The sequence below is a fragment of the Streptomyces saintjeani genome (genome assembly GCF_055409605.1).
Window position 1 is genome coordinate 3,467,607 of record NZ_CP189624.1, and the last position, 19,333, is coordinate 3,486,939.

The window sequence follows — 19,333 nt, forward strand, 5'->3', positions numbered from 1 at the left end:
GCCGTAAAGTGACACGTCCGCACGGCATGTCCACCACGAATCGGAAGGGGAGGCGATCGGATGCCGAAGACCAAGACACCGGGCACCCAGGAGGCTCCCCCGGGACGGCTGCGCTGGTGGACGGAGCTGCCGCTGATCGTGCTGGTGTACGCCTGCTACTCGGCGGGCCGCCTCCTCGCGCGCGGGGACGTGTCGACGGCCGTGGACCACGGCCTGACGCTCCTCAGAGTCGAGAAGGCGCTGCACATCAACGCGGAGCACCCGCTGAACCGGCTGTTCACGCGCGAGGCGTGGCTCGGCGTCCCGGCGGACTTCTGGTACGCGTCGCTGCACTACGTGGTGACCCCGGTGATCTTGATCTGGCTGTTCCGCTCGCGCACGGTGCGCTACCGCGCGGCGCGCACGTGGCTGATGACGTCCACGTTCATGGGCCTGATCGGCTTCACGCTGCTGCCGACCTGCCCGCCCCGGCTGCTGGACGCGGGGCACGGCTTCGTGGACACGATGGCGCAGTACAGCTCGTACGGCTGGTGGGGCGGCGAGGCGAGCGCCCCGCGCGGGCTCGGCGGCATGACGAACCAGTACGCGGCGATGCCGAGCCTGCACGTGGGCTGGGCGCTGTGGTGCGGGGTGATGCTGTGGCGGTTCGGCGGGTCGCGCTGGACGAAGGCGGCCGGCGTGGCCTACCCGCTGATCACGACGATCGTGGTCATGGGCACGGCGAACCACTACTTCCTCGACGCGGTCGCGGGGGCCGCCGTGATGGGCGTCGGGCTGCTGCTGACGCCGTTCGTGACGCGTGGCGCCGACCGGCTCAAGTCCCGTTTCCTGCCGGTCAGGACGCATGTCGCAGCCGTCCCGGCAGCCTCACGGACCCCGATTGTCAGTGGCGGATGCCAGACTTCGACGGGTGAGCACTTCTCCCGGCCCCGCGACTCCCGAGCCGAGCCGAGTGCCTCCTCCGCGGACGCGGGGGACGGCGCTCCGGCACCAGCTCGCTGAGCTGCGCGGACCCGACGTCCCGGCCAAGGCGCTGGACGCCCGCGCCCTCGCGGCGCTCGCCGCGAACCCGGGCTGCGGGCGGCGCGCGCTCCTCGACGGCGCGGGGGTGGACAAGACGGCGCTGGCGAGCGCGCTGGGGTCCCCCGCGGTCTTCGGCCAGTCCCAGTTCGCGCTGACGCGCGGGAACGCGTTCGAGGCGAAGGTCAAGGCCGACGGCGGCGCGGAACTCCTGCGCCTGGCGCACGCGGCGCTGGACGCGTCCGCCGAGCCGCCCGCCTCGGCCGCCGTCCCGGACCTGACGGCCGCGGGCCCCGAGGGGCGTACGGCGCGTACGGCGCTGGCGCTGCGCGAGGCGGCCTCCGCGCCGGGGGCGTGGACGCTGCTGGACCACCCGATGCTCGCGCTGGACGTGGCCGGTTCGCCCGCCTTCCTGGAGCCCGACGCGGTCGTGGTGCACCCGGACGGGGTGTGGACGGTCGTCGAGATCAAGTCGTTCCCGATGCTGGACGGTTCGGCGGACCCGGCGAAGGTGGGCGCCGCGGCCCGGCAGGCGGCGGTGTACGTGCTGGCGCTGGAGCAGGTCGCCGCGCAGCTGCCGGTCCCCCCGCGCGTGCGCCACAGCGTCCTGCTGGTCTGCCCGAGGGACTTCTCCAACCTCCCTACGGCGTCCGCGGTCGACGTCCGCAAGCAGCGCGCGGTGACGGCCCGCCAGCTGGCCCGCCTCACCCGCATCGAGGACATCGCCGCCGGCCTCCCCGAGGGCACCTGCTTCGCCCCGTCCCTCCCCGCCGAGCAGCTCACGGCGGCCGTCGAGTCGGTGCCCGCGACGTACTCGCCGGAGTGCCTCGCCACCTGCGAACTCGCCTTCCACTGCCGGGACCGCTCCCGCGCGGCAGGCGCCGTCACGACGCTGGGCCGCTCGACCCGGGCGGAGCTGGGCGGCCTGAGCAGAGTGGAGGACGTCCTGGCCGCCGCGCGCGGTGAGGAGGGCGACCCGGACGACCCGGCCGTGGCGGCGCTGCGCAGAGCGGCGGCGCTGCGCGCGGAGGCGCTCGCGGGATCGGTCCCCGGCGGCCCTGTGAGCCTCCCCCTCGCCCCTCGGCACCCCGAGGTGACCCCATGTCGCTGATCTCCACCCTCGCGCGCCTGGAGGCCGACTCCACCGGCCGCGCACAGCCGACGGCGACCGTCCTGCACCGGCACCTGTCCGAACGCCCCATGGTGCTGGTCCCGTTGATCACGGGCGGTGAGGCGGGGGCGCCGCTCGGCGCGCTCGTGGGGACGGACCGCGACGCCCCGCGCCTGTTCGCCGTACCGCAGCCGCGCAACCCGGAGCTGCGGTTCGCGTTCCTGTCGCGGCTCGCCGACGTCGTCCTGCCGTACATCGACGAGTACGGCGACCTGGTGGAGGCGGCCGAGCGGAGCGAAACCGACGCGGAGACGGGGAAGTGGGTCAAGGTCGAGGTCGAGCTGTGCGCGGACGCGCCGCAGCTGATCGTGCCGAGCCGGGGCGGCGTAGACCTGCTGCGCCTGCTGGGGCGGTCGATGCGGTTCCGGCGTACGGCGGAGCAGGACCCGCAGGCGCCCTATCCGGCGCCCCCGCGCGTGCCGTTGCTGGGGCGCTGGCTGACGCACTACGCGGAGCGCGCGCGGGTGCCGGGCTCGTCGCTGCTGCTGGCGCTGACGGACGTCCTGGCGCTGCACTGGGCGACGGGACAGTCCTCCCTGGAGGACCAGCACCTGGGGTCGCTGCTGGCGTGGATCGATCCCCCCGAGGGCGCGTCCGGCGCGCGGGAGGCGCTGCGGGTGGAACTGGCGCGGGACGACGACGGCCAGTTGACGCACCCCCCGGCGGGACCCGCGACGGACCCGGCGTTCGACAACAAGCTGCTCGCCCCGGCGATCGAGCGCTACGACCGCGCGCGGACGGCGCTGGCGCTCGCCGAGGACGGCCTGGAGGCCGACGACCGGCTGGGCGCCCTGACCGCCGCGGAGGAGCGCGTCCGGGAGCTGGTGCTGAGCCGGACCCTGCCGACCTGGGAGCGCGTGTGGCGGGGCCTGGACCTGCTGCGGGAGCTGCCGCCGGGGGCGCACGTCGAGGAGCGGTGGACGCGCGACCGCTGGTCGTTCACCGGCCACCGCGACCGCGTGCGCGCGGGCGAGCCGCCGCAGCCGCGCCGGGACGACGCCGTGACGGCCGCGAACAAGCTGGCCACGCGCGAGCGTGAACAGGCCCGTCTGGACGCGCAGGAGGCCCTGGACGACCCGCTGGTGATGGCCGGCCGGCGGCTGACCGGCGAGGCGTTCGCCGGCGAGGTCGTCGACGTCGAGATGGCCTACAGCGAGGGCCGCTCCCCGCGCCCGCGCCCGCTGGTGACCGTCCGCACCGACGACCGCCCGCACCTGGGCGAGCGCGCGAAGGTGTACCGCTCCCTCGCGGGCAGGCCCCAGGCGGCCGAGTTCGTCGCCGCCGAGGCGGACGGCGTCCTGACCCTGCGCCTCCTCGACAAGATGGGCCGCGGCAAGGAGCCCGACCAGGGCTCCGTGCCCGAGAAGGGCGACCGCGTCTGCTGGACCACGTTCGAGCACGAGCAGCGCGGCGGCGCGAAGCTCCCCGACCCCGAGGACACGCCGTGGACGCACGGCGGCCCGCCGGGCGAGCCGATGCTCGAAGCGGCCGACCCGGTGACCGAGGAGGACGTCCTGTGACCACCGTCTTCGACCCCGGTACGGCCGCCGCCCAGGCCACCGACGCGATCCTGCGCGACACCCTGCACGGCACCGCGCGCGGGGTCGTCGTCGACTCGCCCCCGGGCGCGGGGAAGTCGACCCTCGTCGTGCGCGCGGCCCTCGAACTCGCGGACGCCGGGCGCCCCTTGATGGTCGTCGCGCAGACCAACGCGCAGGTGGACGACCTGGTCCTGCGGCTCGCCGAGAAGGCGCCGGAGCTGCCGGTGGGGCGCCTGCACAGCAGCGACGCGGACGCGTACGACAAGGCGCTGGACGCGCTGCCGGCCGTACGGACGTCGGCGAAGGCGGCGGATCTCGCGGGGCTGCCGGTGGTGATCTCGACGGCGGCGAAGTGGGCGCACGTGAAGGTCGACGAGCCGTGGCGGCACGCGATCGTGGACGAGGCGTACCAGATGCGCTCGGACGGGCTGCTGGCCGTCGCCGGGCTGTTCGAGCGGGCGCTGTTCGTGGGCGACCCGGGCCAGCTGGACCCCTTCGCGATCGTCGGCAGCGAGCAGTGGGCGGGGCTGTCGTACGACCCGTCCGCGTCGGCGGTGACGACGCTGCTGGCGCACAACCCGGGTCTCCCCCAGCACCGCCTGCCGGTGTCCTGGCGGCTCCCGGCGTCGGCGGCGCCGCTGGTGTCGGACGCGTTCTACCCGTACACGCCGTTCCGCAGCGGCACCGCGCACGCGGACCGGCGCCTGACGTTCGCCGTGCCCTCCGACGGCTCCGGCCCCGACCGGGTCATCGACGAGGCCGCGGAGTCCGGCTGGGGCCTGCTGGAGCTGCCCGCGCGCCACACCCCGCGCACCGACCCGGAGGCCGTCCGCGCGGTCGCCACGGTCGTACGGCGCATGCTGGACCGGGGCGGCGCGGCGACGTCCGAACGCTCGCCGGACCCGGCGCCGGTGACGGCCGCGCGGATCGCCGTCGGCACGGCCCACCGCGACCAGGCGGCGGCCGTCCGCGCGGCGCTGGCGGACCTGGGCGTGAGCGACGTCACCGTGGACACCGCGAACCGCCTCCAGGGCATGGAGTTCGACGTCACGGTCATCCTGCACCCCCTCTCGGGCCGCCCCGACGCGACGGCCTTCCACCTGGAGACGGGCCGCCTGTGCGTGCTGACGTCCCGCCACCGGCACGCGTGCGTGGTGGTGTGCCGGGAGGGCGTGAGCGACCTGCTGGACGACTACCCGTCCACGGAGCCGGTGCAGTTGGGGACGCTGGTGAAGTTCCCGGACGGCTGGGAGGCGAACCACGCCGTACTGGGGCACCTCGCGGAACACCGGGTGCGCTGGAGACCCTGAGCGCCCTGCCTGACGCCTCCCACCGGGCGGAGTCCGGCACGCCGCCGGAGGCGGCAGATGAATACAGCCCCGGACGGCTGGGAGGCGAACCACGCCGTACTGGGGCACCTCGCGGAGCACCGGGTGCGCTGGAGACCCTGACGTACCCGCGCGCGGGAACACCCGTCACTCCTCGCGCGTTGGTTCTCGGGGTCACAGTCCGAATGCCTCTTGCGCAGGCGGGGGACAATGGAGGGTGGTCCGGAATCGCACCGTACGAGGAGGAGAAGACATGGCGGAGCCCACGCCGCGTCGGAACGAACCGCGGCCACGCCCCGCGCCCCTGCTCTTCGAGCCCGCCCACGCGGCGGCCGACCCGGAGCACTTCTTCGACCTGGAGTCGATCGACGACCCCGCGGCGCTGTTCGCGCGCGCGAGTGAGCTCGCTCAGGCCTTCCAGGCCGCCGCGGACCGGGCGTCGGAGTTCCAGGCCATGGCCGCGGCCCAGCTCGCCGATCCCCGGCGGTTCGACCGGCTGACGCCCGCGGACATCGCGGAGCGCGCGGAGTGGACCGAGGACTACGCGCGCAAGGTCGTGGAGTTCGGGCGGGATCTGCTGCGCGCCGAGGGCGAGAACGCCGGGGGGAGCCACAGCCGAGTGGAGCCCATCTAGAGCGCGGAGCCACGGGGGGCTCGCGATCGGCCGTACGCGCGCGAGGGGGCCGTACACCGGTACGACCCTTCACCCCGTAGGACCCTCATCCGCCCGGCATATGCCAGCGGGGCAAGATACCGCCCCGGCCGTCCCCTGTCCCCGTTTTCGGCAACTCTCCGGGATCTTCCGCTCACCCCCGGTAGACCTTTAGCCCATGAGCGGCTCTTGGGACGAGTGTGACGAGATCGGCGGGGTGACCCCGGACGGCGCGGCGTGGCTGGCTTCGGCGGGGGCGCACCCGCGCAGCCTGCTGTCCTTCTGGGAGGAGCGGCCGGACGCGCCGGTCGTGCTGTCGTGCGGCGCGGTCTTCGACGTCGTGAGCACGGCGGCGGTCTTCGGCCGGCGGATGCTGGACCGCCTGTGGGGCGAGGGGGAGGGCACGGGCCCGGTGGCGGTCTTCCGGGGCCGGATGCTGCTGTTCGCGGCCCCTGGTACGGCACAGCGCCTGCCGTCGCTGCTGTCCTGGGAGGAGTGGGGCGGCGACAGCCGCCGTACGGCGTGTCTCCCGCCGCTGCTGTGCCATGGTCCCGGCGACGCGATCACCGTCCCGCCGGTCACCGGCGAGGCCACCTCGGCGGCGCGCTGGCTGGTCGCTCCGGACACGCGTCACCCCTGGCTGCCGGGGGCGGAAGTGCTGCTGTGGGCGGCGGTGCGGGCCGCGCGGGCGGCCGTACGTTTATCGATTTCGCCGGGTCCCGATCAGGGTGCTAAGGTCTACGACGTCAGCAGGCGCCGCTAGCTCAGTTGGTTAGAGCAGCTGACTCTTAATCAGCGGGTCCGGGGTTCGAGTCCCTGGCGGCGCACTTGACGGCAAGGCCCCTCGCGGAAGCGGGGGGCCTTTCGCGTGTCCTCCCACTTGATGCGCGCACCCCCTACCTGAGAGGTAGTGCGGGACTACCGTGGCGTGATCCGCACCGTCCATGCCCCGGAAGCCGTACGACCCTCCACCTCCAGGCGTACGGCCCGCTCCCCCGGTACGGCGGGCACGGTGAAGCTCTCGCCCGTGCCGACCGGCGCGTCCGCGAGGGGCGGGTACACGGAGCGCTCCCAGCACGCCTCGCTGTGCGGGTGCGCGTCGACGACCTCGACGGGGCCGCGCCCGGAGTCCGCCGTACTGCGGACCCGGTAGACGAGGACCCCGGCGCGGCAGGCGGCCGTGTCGTCGCCGACGGGGCCGCGCGCCTCGAAGGCGAGCGTGCTGCCCGCGCCGGTGCGGACGACCGCGAGCTTCGTGCCGTTGCCGAGCCCGAAGGCCGGGGAACCGGAGGCGCGGGTGACGGGTACGCCGGGGCCGGCGCCCAGCGGTTCCAGGGTGAGGCGGGTCGTACCGGCATCCCGTACGCAGACCACCTGGCGGGGCCGGAGCCATCCCAGCTTCCACTTGTGCCAGCCGAACAGGTCCGGCGCGAGCCCGAACTGGCTGCCCATCAGGTCCCAGTCGCCGACGTACGTGTCCCAGTCGCCCTTGCCGTCGGCGGGCCGGTGGTACAGGTCGGGGAGGTCGAAGACGTGGCCGGTCTCGTGCGCGAGGACCAGCCGGTCGGGGGGGTGCTGCTCGAAGACGGTGACGACCCGCCGGATGTCGACCCCGTCGGCCCTGAGAGGGATGTCGAGGTTGACTACTTTCGTCGCGTCCGAGTCGACGCCGGGCGCGTCGGGGTCGGCCACGAAGTAGACGACGTCGTACCGGGTGAAGTCGACGCCGGGGTCGGCGGCGGCGAGCGCGTCGCGCAGGTAGGTGGCGCGGCGCTCGGCGTTCCAGTCGCGCTGTATGGCGTACGCCGTGGACGGTTTCGGCATGCGGATCCACCGCTTGAGGGGGTGGGCGCGCAGCGTGAAGCGGCCGTAGGAGGCGCGGCGGAAGAAGTCGGAGGTGGCCGGGAAGTGGTCGGCGGCGAGTTCGGCGGGGGTGGTGCGGGGGCGGCTGTCGGGGAAGGACAGGAAGACCATCACCGCGTCGAGGGAGCGGGCCGGGCGTGGATAGGCGGCGTTCCAGGTGTCGAGGCCCTCGGAGTGGTGGGCGGTGGTGCGGGTGAGGGCGCAGGGCGCGGTGGAGAAGGGTTCGGCCACCGAGGGGGCGCCCGCGAGGGAGGTCGCGGCGAGCGCGGAGAGCGTGGTGCACACGGCCGCCGACTTGCGCAGTCGGGGGCGCGGGAGCGGACGCGGCACGAGGACCTCCGGAGGCGGGCGGTTCTGGGGACACCTCCACCCACCCTGTATGGGTTTGTCATACTGCGCCTCGTTTGTCTGCCCCGGAAGAGTGAGCGGTATGACATACCGGGGGACCCTCGACACCCCGGAACACTCACGGAACGTCACATGTGGTCCCAGGTCCGCAGAACCGGTCCCGCTGCGGGCAGAAACGATCTGTCAGAAGAGTGGGTAGGTCATGGACACTTGGCAGTGGCTGCGGTGGTCCGGGCCCAGCCTCTATGATCGGCACACTTTCCTGACACTTTCCTGCGCGGACAGAGATCGAGTGCACTGCGGGAGCGAGCGGTGAGCGGAACGTCCGAAGGGCCGACGCCCGCGGCAGACCTCGACCGGTCCGCCGTTACAGAGAGTGACACTTTGGCATCGGATGGTGCCCGAGGGCTGAACGGCGCCCTCGGCGCCTCCACCTATCAGGCGGTCTTCGCCGCGTCCCCCTCGGCCATGGCCGTCGTGGGGCGCGACGGGCTGATCGTCTCCGTCAACGCGGCCTTCGGGGAGATCCTCGGGGCCGATCCCGGCGGGCTGGTCGGGCGGGTCGCCGCCGACCTCCTCGACCTCGCGTCCGACGCGCGCACCTGGCACGCGTACCGCGAGGTGCTGTGCGGCCGGCAGGCCGAACTCCGGTGCGCCCGGCGGCTCAAGCAGCCCGACGGGCGGGCCGTGTGGGCGCGGGTGACCGTGTCCCCCCTCGGCGGCGACACGCCCGGGGTGCTGCTGTCGGTCGCCGACATCAGCGCGCGGCGCGAACTCCAGGCGCGGCTGCGGCATCTCCAGATGCACGATCCGGTGACCCGGCTCCCCAACAGGGCGTTGTTCTTCGAGCGGTTGTCGGCCGCGCTGGAGCCCGACGCGTACGAACGGGGCGGGACCGGGCGGATCGGGCTGTGCTACCTCGACCTCGACGGGTTCAAGGCCGTCAACGACACGCTCGGGCACCGGGTCGGTGACCGGCTGCTCGCCGCCGTCGCCGACCGGCTCAACTCCTGTGCGGAGGAGGCGGGTCGGGCCAGGGCGGCGGCTCCGCTCGTCGCGCGGCTCGGCGGGGACGAGTTCGCGCTCCTCGTCGCGGACTCCACGGGCACGGATCAGCTCGCGGAGCTGGCGGAGGCCGTCCTCAAGTCCCTTCAGGCGCCCTTCGATCTGGACGGGCAGCGGCTCAACGTCACCGCGTCCATCGGGGTCGTGGAGCGACACGCGGCGGGAACGACGGCAACTGGCCTCGTGCAGGCGGCGGATACGACGCTGTACTGGGCCAAGGTCGACGGGAAGTCCCGGTGGACGCTGTTCGATCCCGAGCGCAACGCGCATCTGATGACCCGTCAAGCTCTCGCCTCCACACTCCGGCCCGCCATCGAGCGGGGTGAATTCGTGCTGGAGTACCAGCCGTTGGTCGGGATGTCCGACGGACGGCTGCGCGGAGTCGAGGCGTTGGTGCGCTGGGACCATCCCCGGTTCGGGCTGCTGCCGCCGAATCGGTTCGTCGGGCTCGCCGAAGAGGACGGCTCCATCGTGCCGTTGGGGCGCTGGGTACTGGCGACCGCCTGCCGGCAGGCCCGGCGCTGGCAGCTCGACCATCCCGACGAGACGCCCCTCTTCGTCAGCGTCAACGTCGCCGTCCGGCAGGTGTGGGACTCCGACCTCGTCGCGGACGTCGCGGAGATCCTCGCGGAGACCGAACTCGCCCCCGGGCTCCTCCAGTTGGAGCTCACGGAGTCGGCCGTCATGGGGTCCGCCGGGCGCCCTCTCCAGGCCCTCCAGGCCCTCAGCGACATGGGCGTCCGCATCGCCATCGACGACTTCGGGACGGGGTACTCCAACCTCGCGTACCTGAGCCGTCTGCCGGTGTCGGTGCTGAAGCTGGACGGTTCCTTCGTCCGCGGCTTCCAGTACGACGGCTCCGGCGCGCCGCCCAATCCCGCCGACGAGGTCGTGGTCGAGGCGATGATCGACCTCGCGCACCGGCTGGGGCTCACGGTCACCGCCGAGTGCGTCGAAACGGCTTCGCAGGCGGCGCGGTTGAGGCGGATCGGGTGCGATACGGGGCAGGGGTGGCTGTATTCCCGTCCGGTGTCGGCGGAGCGGATCGCGGAGTTGCATGGGGGTGGGGCGGAGGGGCCTGGGAAGAATGGGGAGGTTCGGGGGCGGGCTGTTCGGCCGTAGGGGGTGAGGGTTGAGGTCGGGTCGCGTCGGCTGGTCGGTGGAGGGGCTGGTCGGCGCGGGCGTCGAGGGTGGGGCGTCGCGTTTGGTTGATCGGTGCGGGAGTTGAGGTGGGGGGCGTCGCGGCGACTGGTCGGCGCGGGCGTCGGGGGAGTTGCGTCGGTCAGTCTGCGGGAAAAGCTGACCGGCGTGAGGGGTGGGAGTGGGGTAGGGCGGGGGTTGGGATTGGCGACGGCCGGTCGGTGCGGGAGTTGAGGGTGCGTTGGCCGGTCGGGCGCGGCGGTTGTGCCGGGTGGTCGGTGAAGGGGGCGAGCCGGAGGGGAGGTCGGGGGTGAGGATCGGCGCCCGCCGGTCGGTGCGGGGAGGGCGGTCGGCGCGGGAGTCGTGTCGGCTGGTCAGTTGAAGGGGCTGGCTGGTGCGGGAGTTGGGGCCGGGTGTGGTCGATGTGCCGGTAGAAGGCGGGGAGTTGGCGGCGTACGGGTGAGGTGTCGACAGCCTCAGCCGGTCGGCGGGCGTCGGGAGCTATTCGGCCAACCATCCGTGTACGCCCCGCCTCACGCCGCCCGCCTCTCACAACTCACGCTGCTCATCGGGAGATTGCCGGGCCGTCGCCGCATCACGCTCCGCGATCGGTGCCGCGGGCCCAGGGCTCGCGTTGCTGACCGCCGGTCACTCTCACACCGTACGGCGCTGGTTTCCCGCAGGCGCCTCTCGTCAACGCGCCCCGGACGTACTGCTGGTGACGCTCCGTCGGCCATGTTCGCCCCGTAACGGCACAGGCTTCCCGGCAGGTGCCTCGCGTCAACTCACGCCGAGCACCGTTCCTTTGGCGAGTCGCCGGACAACATCCCACGCACGGCAAGGGCAGCTCGGGCCTCGGAGGCGCCGCGTGCGCACCCGGCGCCCCACCTCGGCGCCGGCCTTGTCGGGCAGGCACTGCCGACGTCGCCGAGCACCACTCCGCGCCCGGCGACGCTCCACTCCTCGGCCTCAGCACCAGCGCCGCTCGGCGCACCACCGGTCCCGCGCGCCAGAACCTCACCCGGCGACGCGCCGAGTAGCGTCGCGCGCCCCGCCCCGGCTGGGCGTCAACGGGGCGACGCCGGGCTCCACTTCACCCCGCCCCCGACGCAACACCAGGCACCACCGCGTCAGCGGCACGAGGCCAAGCGCTGCTCCGCCTCGCTGCCGACGCGACGCCGAGCGTGCTCCACCTCGCTGCCGACGCGACGCCGAGCGTGCTCCACCTCGCTGCCGGCACGATGCCGAGCGCCATCCCGCCCTGGCCCTCAGGCCCTCACTTCACCGGAGCCCGGCCCCGATCCCCCGCCCCCTTCACTCCGTAGGCAACCCATACGCATCCGCGATCAACTCGTAAGACCGCACCCGCAGTTCCCCTCGATGCGCGTGGCTCGTCAGCATCAGTTCGTCCGCTCCCGTTCGCTTCTGGAGGTCGTCGAGGCCGGTGCGGACCTCGTCCGCCTGGCCGTGGATGACGTTGGCGTTCCAGGAGTTGATGAAGTCGGCTTCCATGTCGGTGAGTTGGTGGGCCTCGGCCTCCTCGGGGGAGGGGAAGAGGCCGGGGCGTCCGGTGCGGAGGCGGACCATGTTGAGCCCGGCGGCGAGGAGTTGACGGCGAGCCTCGGCCCCGTCGTCGGTGGCGAGGACCGAGACGCCGATGAGGGCGTAGGGCGCGTCGAGGACCGCGGAGGGTTTGAAGGACTCGCGGTAGAGGTCGAGCGCGGGGACCGTGTTCTGCGCGGAGAAGTGGTGCGCGAAGGCGAAGGGCAGCCCGAGGACCCCGGCGAGGCGCGCGCTGAACCCGGAGGAGCCCAGGAGCCAGACGGGCGGACGGTGAGGAGACTGGACCCCGCCGGGCGCGCTGCCCTGGATCGGCCCCGGGATGGCGTGGATACGGGAGTAGGGGTGCCCGTCGGGAAAGTCGTCGTCGAGGAAGCGCGTCAACTCGGCGAGCTGCTCGGGGAAGTCGTCCGCGCCCTCGTGGAGCCGCTCGGTCCGGCGCAGCGCGGCGGCGGTCACCCCGTCCGTACCGGGCGCCCGCCCGAGCCCGAGGTCGACCCGGTTCGGCGCGAGCGCCTCCAGCGTCCCGAACTGCTCGGCGATGACGAGCGGCGCGTGGTTGGGGAGCATGACGCCGCCGGAGCCGAGCCGGATGCGCCCGGTGTGGGCGGCGAGGTGGGCGAGGATGACGGCCGGCGAGGAGGAGGCGACGCCCGGCATGGAGTGGTGCTCGGCGACCCAGTACCGGTGGAACCCGCGCCGCTCGGTGTACTTCGCCAGCTCCACGCTCGTCCGCAGCGCGTCGCTCGCCGTCCGCCCGCTGCCGACGGTCACCAGGTCCAGTACGGAGAGGGGTACGGGCGCCTCGCCCTGGACCGTGCCGCGGATCTCGTCCACCGATTGCCTCCTGCGTCGCGTCGTCGACTGCCTTCCCCGCGATAACAGGAGGCCGTCTCCGTTTATTCCCGCCGGCTCCGCCCGCCTTCGCGCCGCTACCCCTCTGGTACTACCCGGTTAGTACTCCAGGCCGGTCTCCCCTCGGGGGCGTCCTCGGACACCAGGCCCACGCCAGGTGTCCCCGTCCCGCTCAGACCTGCACCACCGGCTCCCGCGTGAACAGGACGCCCAGCTCGGGCGCGTTGACGCGCCGGTCCGTCAGCCGCAGCGCCTCCCAGACGGCGACCTGGTGGGCCGAAAGGACGGGCTTGCCCAACCGGCGCTCCAGCGCGGTCAACTGGGCCACCGTGCGCAGCGACGTGTCCGGCAGGAACAGCGCCTGCGCGTCCTCGTGCGCGGCGGGGTGCACCGACGCGGCCAGGTCCTCGCCGAGCGGCGCCGTGCAGACCACGCTCACCCCGCCCGCCCGCAGGAACTCCGTGAAGGCGGCGTCCCCGTGCGCGGTCACCACGGCGACCCGGCTCACCGCCAGCTCCCGGGCCGCGTGCACGAACCCGAACGCGGTGGACGACGCCGGCAGCCCCGCGGCCCGCGCGAGCACCCTGACCTGCCCGTGCGCCCCCTCCCACCCGGCGGCCACGGCGGCGGTCGTACTCGCCCACACGACGGAGTCGGCCCCGGCGAGCCGTAGCTCCTCGGTGCGCGCGGCGAGCCGCTCGGGCGGGTCCCCGGCCGGGTCGGCGCGGATCAGGTCGATCCGTACGTCGCTGCCGAGGAGCTGTTCGAGGCGCGGGTAGTCGTCCTCGGCGGCCTCGCCCGGGACGAGCAGTCCGAGTGCGGTCATGGTGGGGGTCCTTCCTCGTGGCGGCGGTTTCCGCGGCTTTCCTGCGACACGACGGCACCCGGTACGACCCGGGTAATACCCGAGTACGACCCGACGGGTCACCCGTCCCGTTCCGGCTGCCTCCCTCCGCCGGGTACCCCGTACGGCGCCGACCCCCGCACCGCATCCCCCGCAGCCATCCGTACGGCCCTGTTGACGCCACCCGGCGGCGGTGCCAGCGTGTTCCCACCCACCGGCACGAGCCAGGTCACGAGGTGCCATGCCCGCCCCCACCCTCCTGGTCCTGGACGCCGACCCACTCCCCCGGCTGGGCCGCCTGACCGGCCGGGCCACGATCGTGCACACCGGCGCGGACTCCCTCGCCGCACGCCTGCCGGAGGCGGACGTCCTCCTGGTGTGGGACACCGCTACCGAAGTACTACGGGACGCCTGGGCCGGAGACGGCGCGCGGCCCGCGTGGGTGCATGTCGCCGGGGTCCCCGTGGACCGGGTCCTGGGACCGGCGCTCACCTCGTCGGACACGGTCGTGACGAACGCGCGGGGCGTCTTCGAGGACGCGGTAGCGGAGTACGTCGTGGCGCTGGTGCTGGCGATGGCGAAGGAGCTGCCGGGGGCGTGGGAGGCACAGCGGGCGCGGCAGTGGCGTCCCCGGGAAGTACTACGGGTAGGGGGTACCAGGGCGGTAGTCGTGGGGGCGGGTCCGGTGGGCCGTACCGTCGCGCGGGCGCTGAAGGCGGCCGGGGTGGGGGTGGCGCTGGTGGGGCGGGCGCCGAGGACCGGGATCCATGGCCCCGGGGACCTGGACCGGCTGCTGGCGCGGGCCGAGTGGGTGGTCGCGGCGGCGCCGCTCACGGAGGCGACGCGGGGGATGTTCGACGCGCGCCGGTTCGGGGTGATGCTGCCGTCGGCACGGTTCGTGAACGTGGCCCGGGGCGAGTTGGTGGACGAGGCGGCGCTGGCCGAGGCGCTGCGCCGGCGGTGGATCGCGGGGGCGGCGCTCGACGTGTTCGCGCGCGAGCCGCTCGGCCGGGACAGCCCGCTGTGGGACGTACCGGATCTGCTCGTGACGCCCCGGGCGAGCGGCGCCTTCGTGGGGCAACACGACCGGCTGGCCGCGCAGTTCGTGGAGCTGTGGGAACGTAGAGAGGCCGGCAGACGGCTGGTGAACGTGGTGGACAAGGCCCGCGGGTACGTCCCCGGCCACTGACACCCGCCGCCGATGCCGTAGATATTTCTGCTCGGAGCACGTGGTGCGACCGCGCGACCGCCAGGCGTGCACACGTCAAGCATGCAGGTCCGGGCTCCGGTTCATGTCAAAGGCATATGCCATTCGAACGTTGCCGCACGTGAGAGGCCCTACGGTCACCCCACGTTCTCGTCAACACCCCCTCCGTATCCGGCGGTTGGCGGTTATCGTGGAGGAGATCCGCCACCCGGATCACGGCCTGAAAGCGACCGCAGGGGGAAAACCGTGGCGCTGAAGCACGAGCCGCCCACGCCGTACCACTCCGCGCGGGAGGCGCTCTGGGTCCTGGAGACCATCGCCAGGCACTCCGACGGTGTCACCGACACCGCGCTCGCCCGCCGCACCGGCCTGGGCGACCGCAGACTGACCCCGCTGCTGCGGATGCTCCGCCGCGAGGGGTACGTCGAAAGGACTACGGACGGGGCGTACGTGACGGGCGCCACCCTCGCCCGCCTCGGTGCCGCACAGGACCGGGAGAGCGCCCTGCGCGAGAAGCTCCAGCACACCCTGGACCGGCTGCGGGACTCGGTCGGCGCGGCGGTCTACATCAGCCGGTACGTCGACGGCGAGATCAAGGTCGACCAGTACGCCGCCGGACCTACCACTCCCGTGGTGCACGAGTGGGTGGACTTCCGGTACTCCGCGCACGCGACCGCGATCGGCAAGAGCCTGCTGGGGCAGCTCGACCGCGACGGGCGCCGGGACCACCTCTCTCGCCACAAGATGGCCCGCCTCACGTCGCGCACGATCACCAGCGACAAGCTGCTGCTGTCCCGGCTGGAGGCCCAGCCCCCGAGTAGTCCCGCACTAGACCTCCAGGAGTACGCCGTGGGGACGGTCTGCGCGGCCGTGCCGATCACCGACGGCTCGTCCGTGGGGTGCCTCGCGCTGTCCCTGCCGGTCTCGGACGCGCACCGGCTGAGGCAGGCGGCGGACCGGCTGCACCGGCACGCGACGCCGCTGCTGCTGTCGCTGGCGATCTGAGGGCGGTCACGAGCACTCTTCCGGACCAGGTAGTATTTTCTCTGTCGCCGGGAAAAGCAGGACAAACCCGGCGAGAGTCACGCGCCGCTAGCTCAGTTGGTTAGAGCAGCTGACTCTTAATCAGCGGGTCCGGGGTTCGAGTCCCTGGCGGCGCACATCGGAAGGGCCCTTCGCTCCGGCGAGGGGCCCTTCGGCATGCCCGGCCGCACCCGTCGTACCCGTAGCTCTCCGGTACGACACCTCCCCCGGCCCCCGCTCCCACACCGGGTCCCCGCACTCCACCCCCTCCCTCCGCAGCCGCGCCCGCTGGATCTTGTTCGTCGCCGTCACCGGCATCCGCTCCAGCACCCGTACGAACCGGGGCGCCATCTTCGTCCCCAGATCGGGCTGGGCGCGCAGGAACGCGGCGAACGACTCCGGCTCGAACCTCCCGGCGATCGCCGCCATCACCTGGTCCCCGGTCACCGGATCGGGCACCGCGTACACGGCGACGGCGTCGGCACCGTCGTACCGCGCGAGGATCGACTCGATCAGCGCCGCCGCCAGGTTCTCCCCGTCCACCCGGATCCGGTCGTCGCCGCGTCCGGCGAAGTAGAGGTAACCGTTCTCGTCGCGGTAGAAGAGGTCGCCGCTCCAGTACGCCCCGTCGCGCCGGCGCTCGGCCTCGGCGGCGGGGTTGCGCCAGTACCCCTCGAAGGGGTTGGGGCCGTGGTTGACCAACTCCCCTATCGCCTCGGTGCCGTTGAGGAGTTCCCCGCTCAATCCGAAAGCGGCGGGCGGGCATTCGGCATGCGTCTCCGGGTCCCGTACGACGAGACCGGGCGCCGCCGGACCGACCGCCCCGGCGGGCGTCCCGGGCGCCCACTGGATCGCCGCTCCGCCCTCGCTGGACCCGTACCCCTCCACCAGCCTTGTGCCGAACCGGAGTTGGAACGCCGCCGCGTCAACCGCGCCCGCCTCGGTGCCGAAGCCGAGCCGCAGCCGGTGGTCGCGGTCCTCGTTCGGGCGGGGCGGCGTGGCCAGGACGTACTGGATCGCCCGGCCGACGTAGGTGAAGTACGTGGCCCGGTAACGGCGTACGTCGTCGAGGAAGCCGGAGGCGGAGAAGCGGCTGCGCAGGGCGAGCCCGGCGCGGGCGGCGAGGGCGGGGGCCCAGCCGGCGATGACGGCGTTGCCGTGGAACATCGGCATGCACAGGTAGTGGACGTCGTCCTCCGCAACCGCGAACTGTTCGGCGAGGCGGTGACCGGCCGCCGCGAGGCGCCCCTGGGTGCAGATCGCCGCCTTGGGGGCGCCGGTTGAGCCGGAGGTGAAGTAGAGGAGGAGGCGGTCGGCGGGCTCGGCGGCGCTCCGGTGGAGGGCGGTCGCCGTGAACTGCCCCAGGAGGGCGGCGTATTCGTCCGTCCCGGTGATCAGGAGGCGGACGCCGGGGAGGTCCAGGCCGCGCAGGAGCGGGAGTTGGGCCGGTTCGGTGATCAGAAGGGCGCAGTCGGTGTGGAGGATGTCGCGGGCCAGGTCGGGGCCGCGGTGGGTGGGGTTGATGCCGGCGACGGCGGCTCGCGCGAGGGCGGCGGCCGAGAGCCAGTGGACGAACTCCGGTGTGTTGTCGAGGAGTACACCTAGATGCGGGGGTGCGTCCGGCGGGAGGAGGGCGGTGAGCAGGGCCGCTCGGGTGGAGGCTTCGCGGGCGAGGTCGTGGTGGGTGAGGACGGTGTCCCGCCACCACAGGGCCGGGCGGTGGTCGGCCCAGCCCCGGGCGACGAGTTCGGCGGTCGTGGTGGCGTACTCCGTGGACTCCATGGCGGAGCACGGTAGTTGACGGACCGTCAGATGAGGATGGTCACGGCGTGGGGAAGTCGGTCGGGAAGTCGGCGGGGAGGTCGTCCGTGCCGCTGCCGAAGAGCCCGTCGGACAGGTCGAAGACGGTGTGCGCGCCGATCATGAAGGCGACGCAGATCGCGGCGAACACCCCGAGGAAGACGAGCAGTACGCCGGACTCGGCCATGAGGCGGCCCCGCATGGGCGGCAGCGCGGTCGCCCGCTCGGGGTGCTCGGGGGTGTAGTGGACGGTGACGTAGTCGCCCTCGATGACGGTCCCCGGGCCGTTCTTCTCCTCGAAGCGGACGGGGCGGCCGTCGGCGGCCGTGAACTCGTAGACGTGGTGCAGGGTCGTCCGGGTGTGGTGGTGCTCGCCGGCTTCACTGCTGGTCGTCGTGTACGAGCGCAGACAGCGCCCCTCGGCGGTGAAGCCGCTGTTCCAGGCGGTGCTGATGCTCCGGGAGCGGCGGACCACGGCGGCGGCCATGGAGAGGGCGCCGACGAGCATGAGCGACGGGACGAGGTAGAAGATGACGTCCATGGTGGTTCCCCCGGGTGTGCTGGTCGGTGCACAGGCGTGCCGGTCGGTGCACGTGTCGGGAACGTACCCCTGAGGTACTACGGATTGCCTCAGGGGAAGCTCAGAGTTCCGGGTGATACCTCGGTACTACCTCGCCGGTACTACTTCACCCTCCGGTCTCCCTCCGTCCCGCGCAGAACGCCACGGTGAGGTCCTTCACCAGCGCCTTGCGCTCGTAGTCGTCCAGTTCGACCAGGCCCCGCATGGTGAGCCGGGTGACCGTGTCCTCCACCGAGTCGACGACCGACGTGAGGACCAAGGCCCGGTGCTGCGCGTCGAGCGCGGCGATCCGGCGGCGGTGCATCGCGGTGGCGACCTCGGGGGCGTACTCGACCCGGACGGGCTGGACGGAGTACACCTCAAGTCCGATGGCCCCGGCGTCCGCCGCGACCAGCCGGGTCAGCGCGTCCCCGGCGGTCTCGACCGGGCCGCGCCCGGCGCCCGGCATCTCCACCGGCACCCTCGCCAGCGCCGCCTCGACGCATTCGCGCAGGTAGGTCTCGTGGTCCTCGACCCCGAGCGTGGCCCGCGCGGTGTCGCGCACCCGCCACACGACGAGGACGACGGCCCGCAGCGCGACCCCGCTGCCGTCGGCGGCCGGCATCGGCTCGCTGCGCCAGTGCCGCAGCCGTACGTCGACCCGGCGGCGCAGCAGAAGGGGGTTCACCCACATCAGCCCCGTACGCCGGACGGTCCCCCGGTACCGGCCGAACAGCCCCAGCACCCACGCCCGTCCGGTCCGGCCGCGCGCGAGGCCGCCGAACCCGAACAGGCCGAGCGCCCCGGACCCGGCGTACGCGGCCCACTGCGCGAGGCCGAGTCCCGTCCCCGTGTACATCGGAAGGTGGAGTGCCTCGGTCGCGAGGTGCGGGAGAACGCCGGCCCACCAGGAGGCGGCGACACAGCCCGCGGCGCCGCAGGTGCCGGCGAGGACACCGACGGTTCCGGGGAGGACCCGCGCGGGGCGCTCCACCAGGGCGGGGTCGACCTGGGCGGCCGGGCGGGGGGTGCCCTGGCCGGGGCGTCTGAGGCGGGGGGTGGGGGGTTGGAGTCCTTGAGTACTACGGGGAGTACCGCCCGGGGTACGGCTGATCAGCGCCTGGTCCACTGGTACCAGAGGACCAGGCTCGGGGTCGTCCCGGAAGAGGAGGTGTACGGGGATCTCGGTGGTGGCCTCGTTCTGGATCAGCCGGGTGGGGCGAGGGGCCCCTTCGGGCATCCCCTCCGGCCGTTCCTCCGCGGGCCCCCCGGGACCCGGCGTCTGTGAAGTGGTCGTCCTGCTCATGTCTGCCTCCAGCCTCCGCGCCAGATGCGTCAACGTTTCTGCGGTCCGCGC

Annotated in this window: 15 protein-coding genes and 2 tRNA genes; 11 read left to right on the forward strand and 6 right to left on the reverse strand. The window is 73.3% G+C overall.

What is annotated here, in order from left to right; genetic code table 11:
* Positions 1 to 60 precede the first annotated feature (60 nt).
* The 7 genes from ACQCO7_RS15505 (at position 61) to ACQCO7_RS15535 (ending at position 6,539) form a co-directional block, all read left to right on the forward strand.
* On the forward strand, positions 61 to 1,002 hold the full coding sequence (locus ACQCO7_RS15505) for a phosphatase PAP2 family protein (protein WP_464072394.1): 942 nt from the start codon (positions 61 to 63) through the stop codon (positions 1,000 to 1,002).
* On the forward strand, positions 953 to 2,131 hold the full coding sequence (locus tag ACQCO7_RS15510) for a hypothetical protein (RefSeq protein WP_464072395.1): 1,179 nt from the start codon (positions 953 to 955) through the stop codon (positions 2,129 to 2,131). The genes ACQCO7_RS15505 and ACQCO7_RS15510 overlap by 50 nt, the downstream gene beginning before the upstream one ends.
* Positions 2,122 to 3,711 (forward strand): hypothetical protein, encoded by a 1,590-nt coding sequence (locus ACQCO7_RS15515; protein WP_464072396.1) that lies wholly within the window; start codon positions 2,122 to 2,124, stop codon positions 3,709 to 3,711. Before ACQCO7_RS15510 ends, ACQCO7_RS15515 begins: the two co-directional genes overlap by 10 nt.
* Complete coding sequence (locus ACQCO7_RS15520; RefSeq protein WP_464072397.1) at positions 3,708 to 5,042, forward strand: AAA domain-containing protein; 1,335 nt, start codon at positions 3,708 to 3,710, stop codon at positions 5,040 to 5,042. Before ACQCO7_RS15515 ends, ACQCO7_RS15520 begins: the two co-directional genes overlap by 4 nt.
* Before the next feature lie 271 nt (positions 5,043 to 5,313).
* Entirely contained in the window at positions 5,314 to 5,694 is a 381-nt protein-coding gene (locus tag ACQCO7_RS15525; RefSeq protein ID WP_409115868.1) for a hypothetical protein, read from the forward strand.
* A gap of 196 nt (positions 5,695 to 5,890) precedes the next feature.
* A complete protein-coding gene (locus ACQCO7_RS15530) occupies positions 5,891 to 6,475 on the forward strand; it encodes a bifunctional DNA primase/polymerase (RefSeq protein WP_464072398.1) in 585 nt (194 codons plus the stop codon).
* A tRNA-Lys gene (locus ACQCO7_RS15535) sits at positions 6,466 to 6,539 on the forward strand. Before ACQCO7_RS15530 ends, ACQCO7_RS15535 begins: the two co-directional genes overlap by 10 nt.
* Positions 6,540 to 6,630: 91 nt before the next feature.
* Here ACQCO7_RS15535 and ACQCO7_RS15540 read toward each other — a convergent pair.
* Positions 6,631 to 7,905: a M6 family metalloprotease domain-containing protein gene (locus tag ACQCO7_RS15540; protein ID WP_464072399.1), complete on the reverse strand. Its 1,275-nt coding sequence runs from the start codon at positions 7,903 to 7,905 to the stop codon at positions 6,631 to 6,633.
* A 330-nt stretch (positions 7,906 to 8,235) separates the two neighbouring features.
* On the opposite strand from ACQCO7_RS15540, the gene ACQCO7_RS15545 reads away from it, so the two are divergent.
* A complete protein-coding gene (locus ACQCO7_RS15545) occupies positions 8,236 to 10,110 on the forward strand; it encodes a putative bifunctional diguanylate cyclase/phosphodiesterase (protein WP_464072400.1) in 1,875 nt (624 codons plus the stop codon).
* Positions 10,111 to 11,442: 1,332 nt separating this feature from the next.
* On the opposite strand, the gene ACQCO7_RS15550 is transcribed toward ACQCO7_RS15545, so the two are convergent.
* Positions 11,443 to 12,525, reverse strand: a complete 1,083-nt coding sequence (locus tag ACQCO7_RS15550) for an LLM class flavin-dependent oxidoreductase (RefSeq protein ID WP_464072401.1) — start codon at positions 12,523 to 12,525, stop codon at positions 11,443 to 11,445.
* Positions 12,526 to 12,715: 190 nt separating this feature from the next.
* The gene (locus tag ACQCO7_RS15555) at positions 12,716 to 13,369 is read right to left on the reverse strand and encodes an aspartate racemase/maleate isomerase family protein (protein ID WP_464072402.1); all 654 of its coding nucleotides are present in this window, start codon (positions 13,367 to 13,369) and stop codon (positions 12,716 to 12,718) included.
* Positions 13,370 to 13,628: 259 nt separating this feature from the next.
* Between ACQCO7_RS15555 and ACQCO7_RS15560 the strand changes: the two genes are divergently transcribed.
* The 3 genes from ACQCO7_RS15560 to ACQCO7_RS15570 all read left to right on the forward strand — a co-directional run bounded on the left by ACQCO7_RS15560 (position 13,629) and on the right by ACQCO7_RS15570 (position 15,754).
* A complete protein-coding gene (locus ACQCO7_RS15560) occupies positions 13,629 to 14,576 on the forward strand; it encodes a D-2-hydroxyacid dehydrogenase (protein ID WP_464072403.1) in 948 nt (315 codons plus the stop codon).
* Positions 14,577 to 14,840: 264 nt separating this feature from the next.
* A complete protein-coding gene (locus ACQCO7_RS15565; RefSeq protein WP_464072404.1) occupies positions 14,841 to 15,599 on the forward strand; it encodes an IclR family transcriptional regulator in 759 nt (252 codons plus the stop codon).
* Positions 15,600 to 15,680: 81 nt separating this feature from the next.
* Positions 15,681 to 15,754 (forward strand) — tRNA-Lys (locus ACQCO7_RS15570).
* On the opposite strand, the gene ACQCO7_RS15575 is transcribed toward ACQCO7_RS15570, so the two are convergent.
* The 3 genes from ACQCO7_RS15575 to ACQCO7_RS15585 all read right to left on the reverse strand — a co-directional run bounded on the left by ACQCO7_RS15575 (position 15,720) and on the right by ACQCO7_RS15585 (position 19,282).
* Positions 15,720 to 17,399 carry an AMP-binding protein gene (locus ACQCO7_RS15575; RefSeq protein ID WP_464072405.1) on the reverse strand — a complete coding sequence of 560 codons (1,680 nt, stop codon included), beginning with the start codon at positions 17,397 to 17,399 and terminating at the stop codon, positions 15,720 to 15,722. The two genes, ACQCO7_RS15570 and ACQCO7_RS15575, sit on opposite strands and share 35 nt — an antisense overlap.
* Positions 17,400 to 17,439: 40 nt before the next feature.
* Positions 17,440 to 17,958, reverse strand: a complete 519-nt coding sequence (locus tag ACQCO7_RS15580) for a DUF3592 domain-containing protein (protein WP_464072406.1) — start codon at positions 17,956 to 17,958, stop codon at positions 17,440 to 17,442.
* Positions 17,959 to 18,103: 145 nt separating this feature from the next.
* Positions 18,104 to 19,282, reverse strand: a complete 1,179-nt coding sequence (locus ACQCO7_RS15585; RefSeq protein ID WP_464072407.1) for an SPFH domain-containing protein — start codon at positions 19,280 to 19,282, stop codon at positions 18,104 to 18,106.
* Positions 19,283 to 19,333 lie beyond the last annotated feature (51 nt).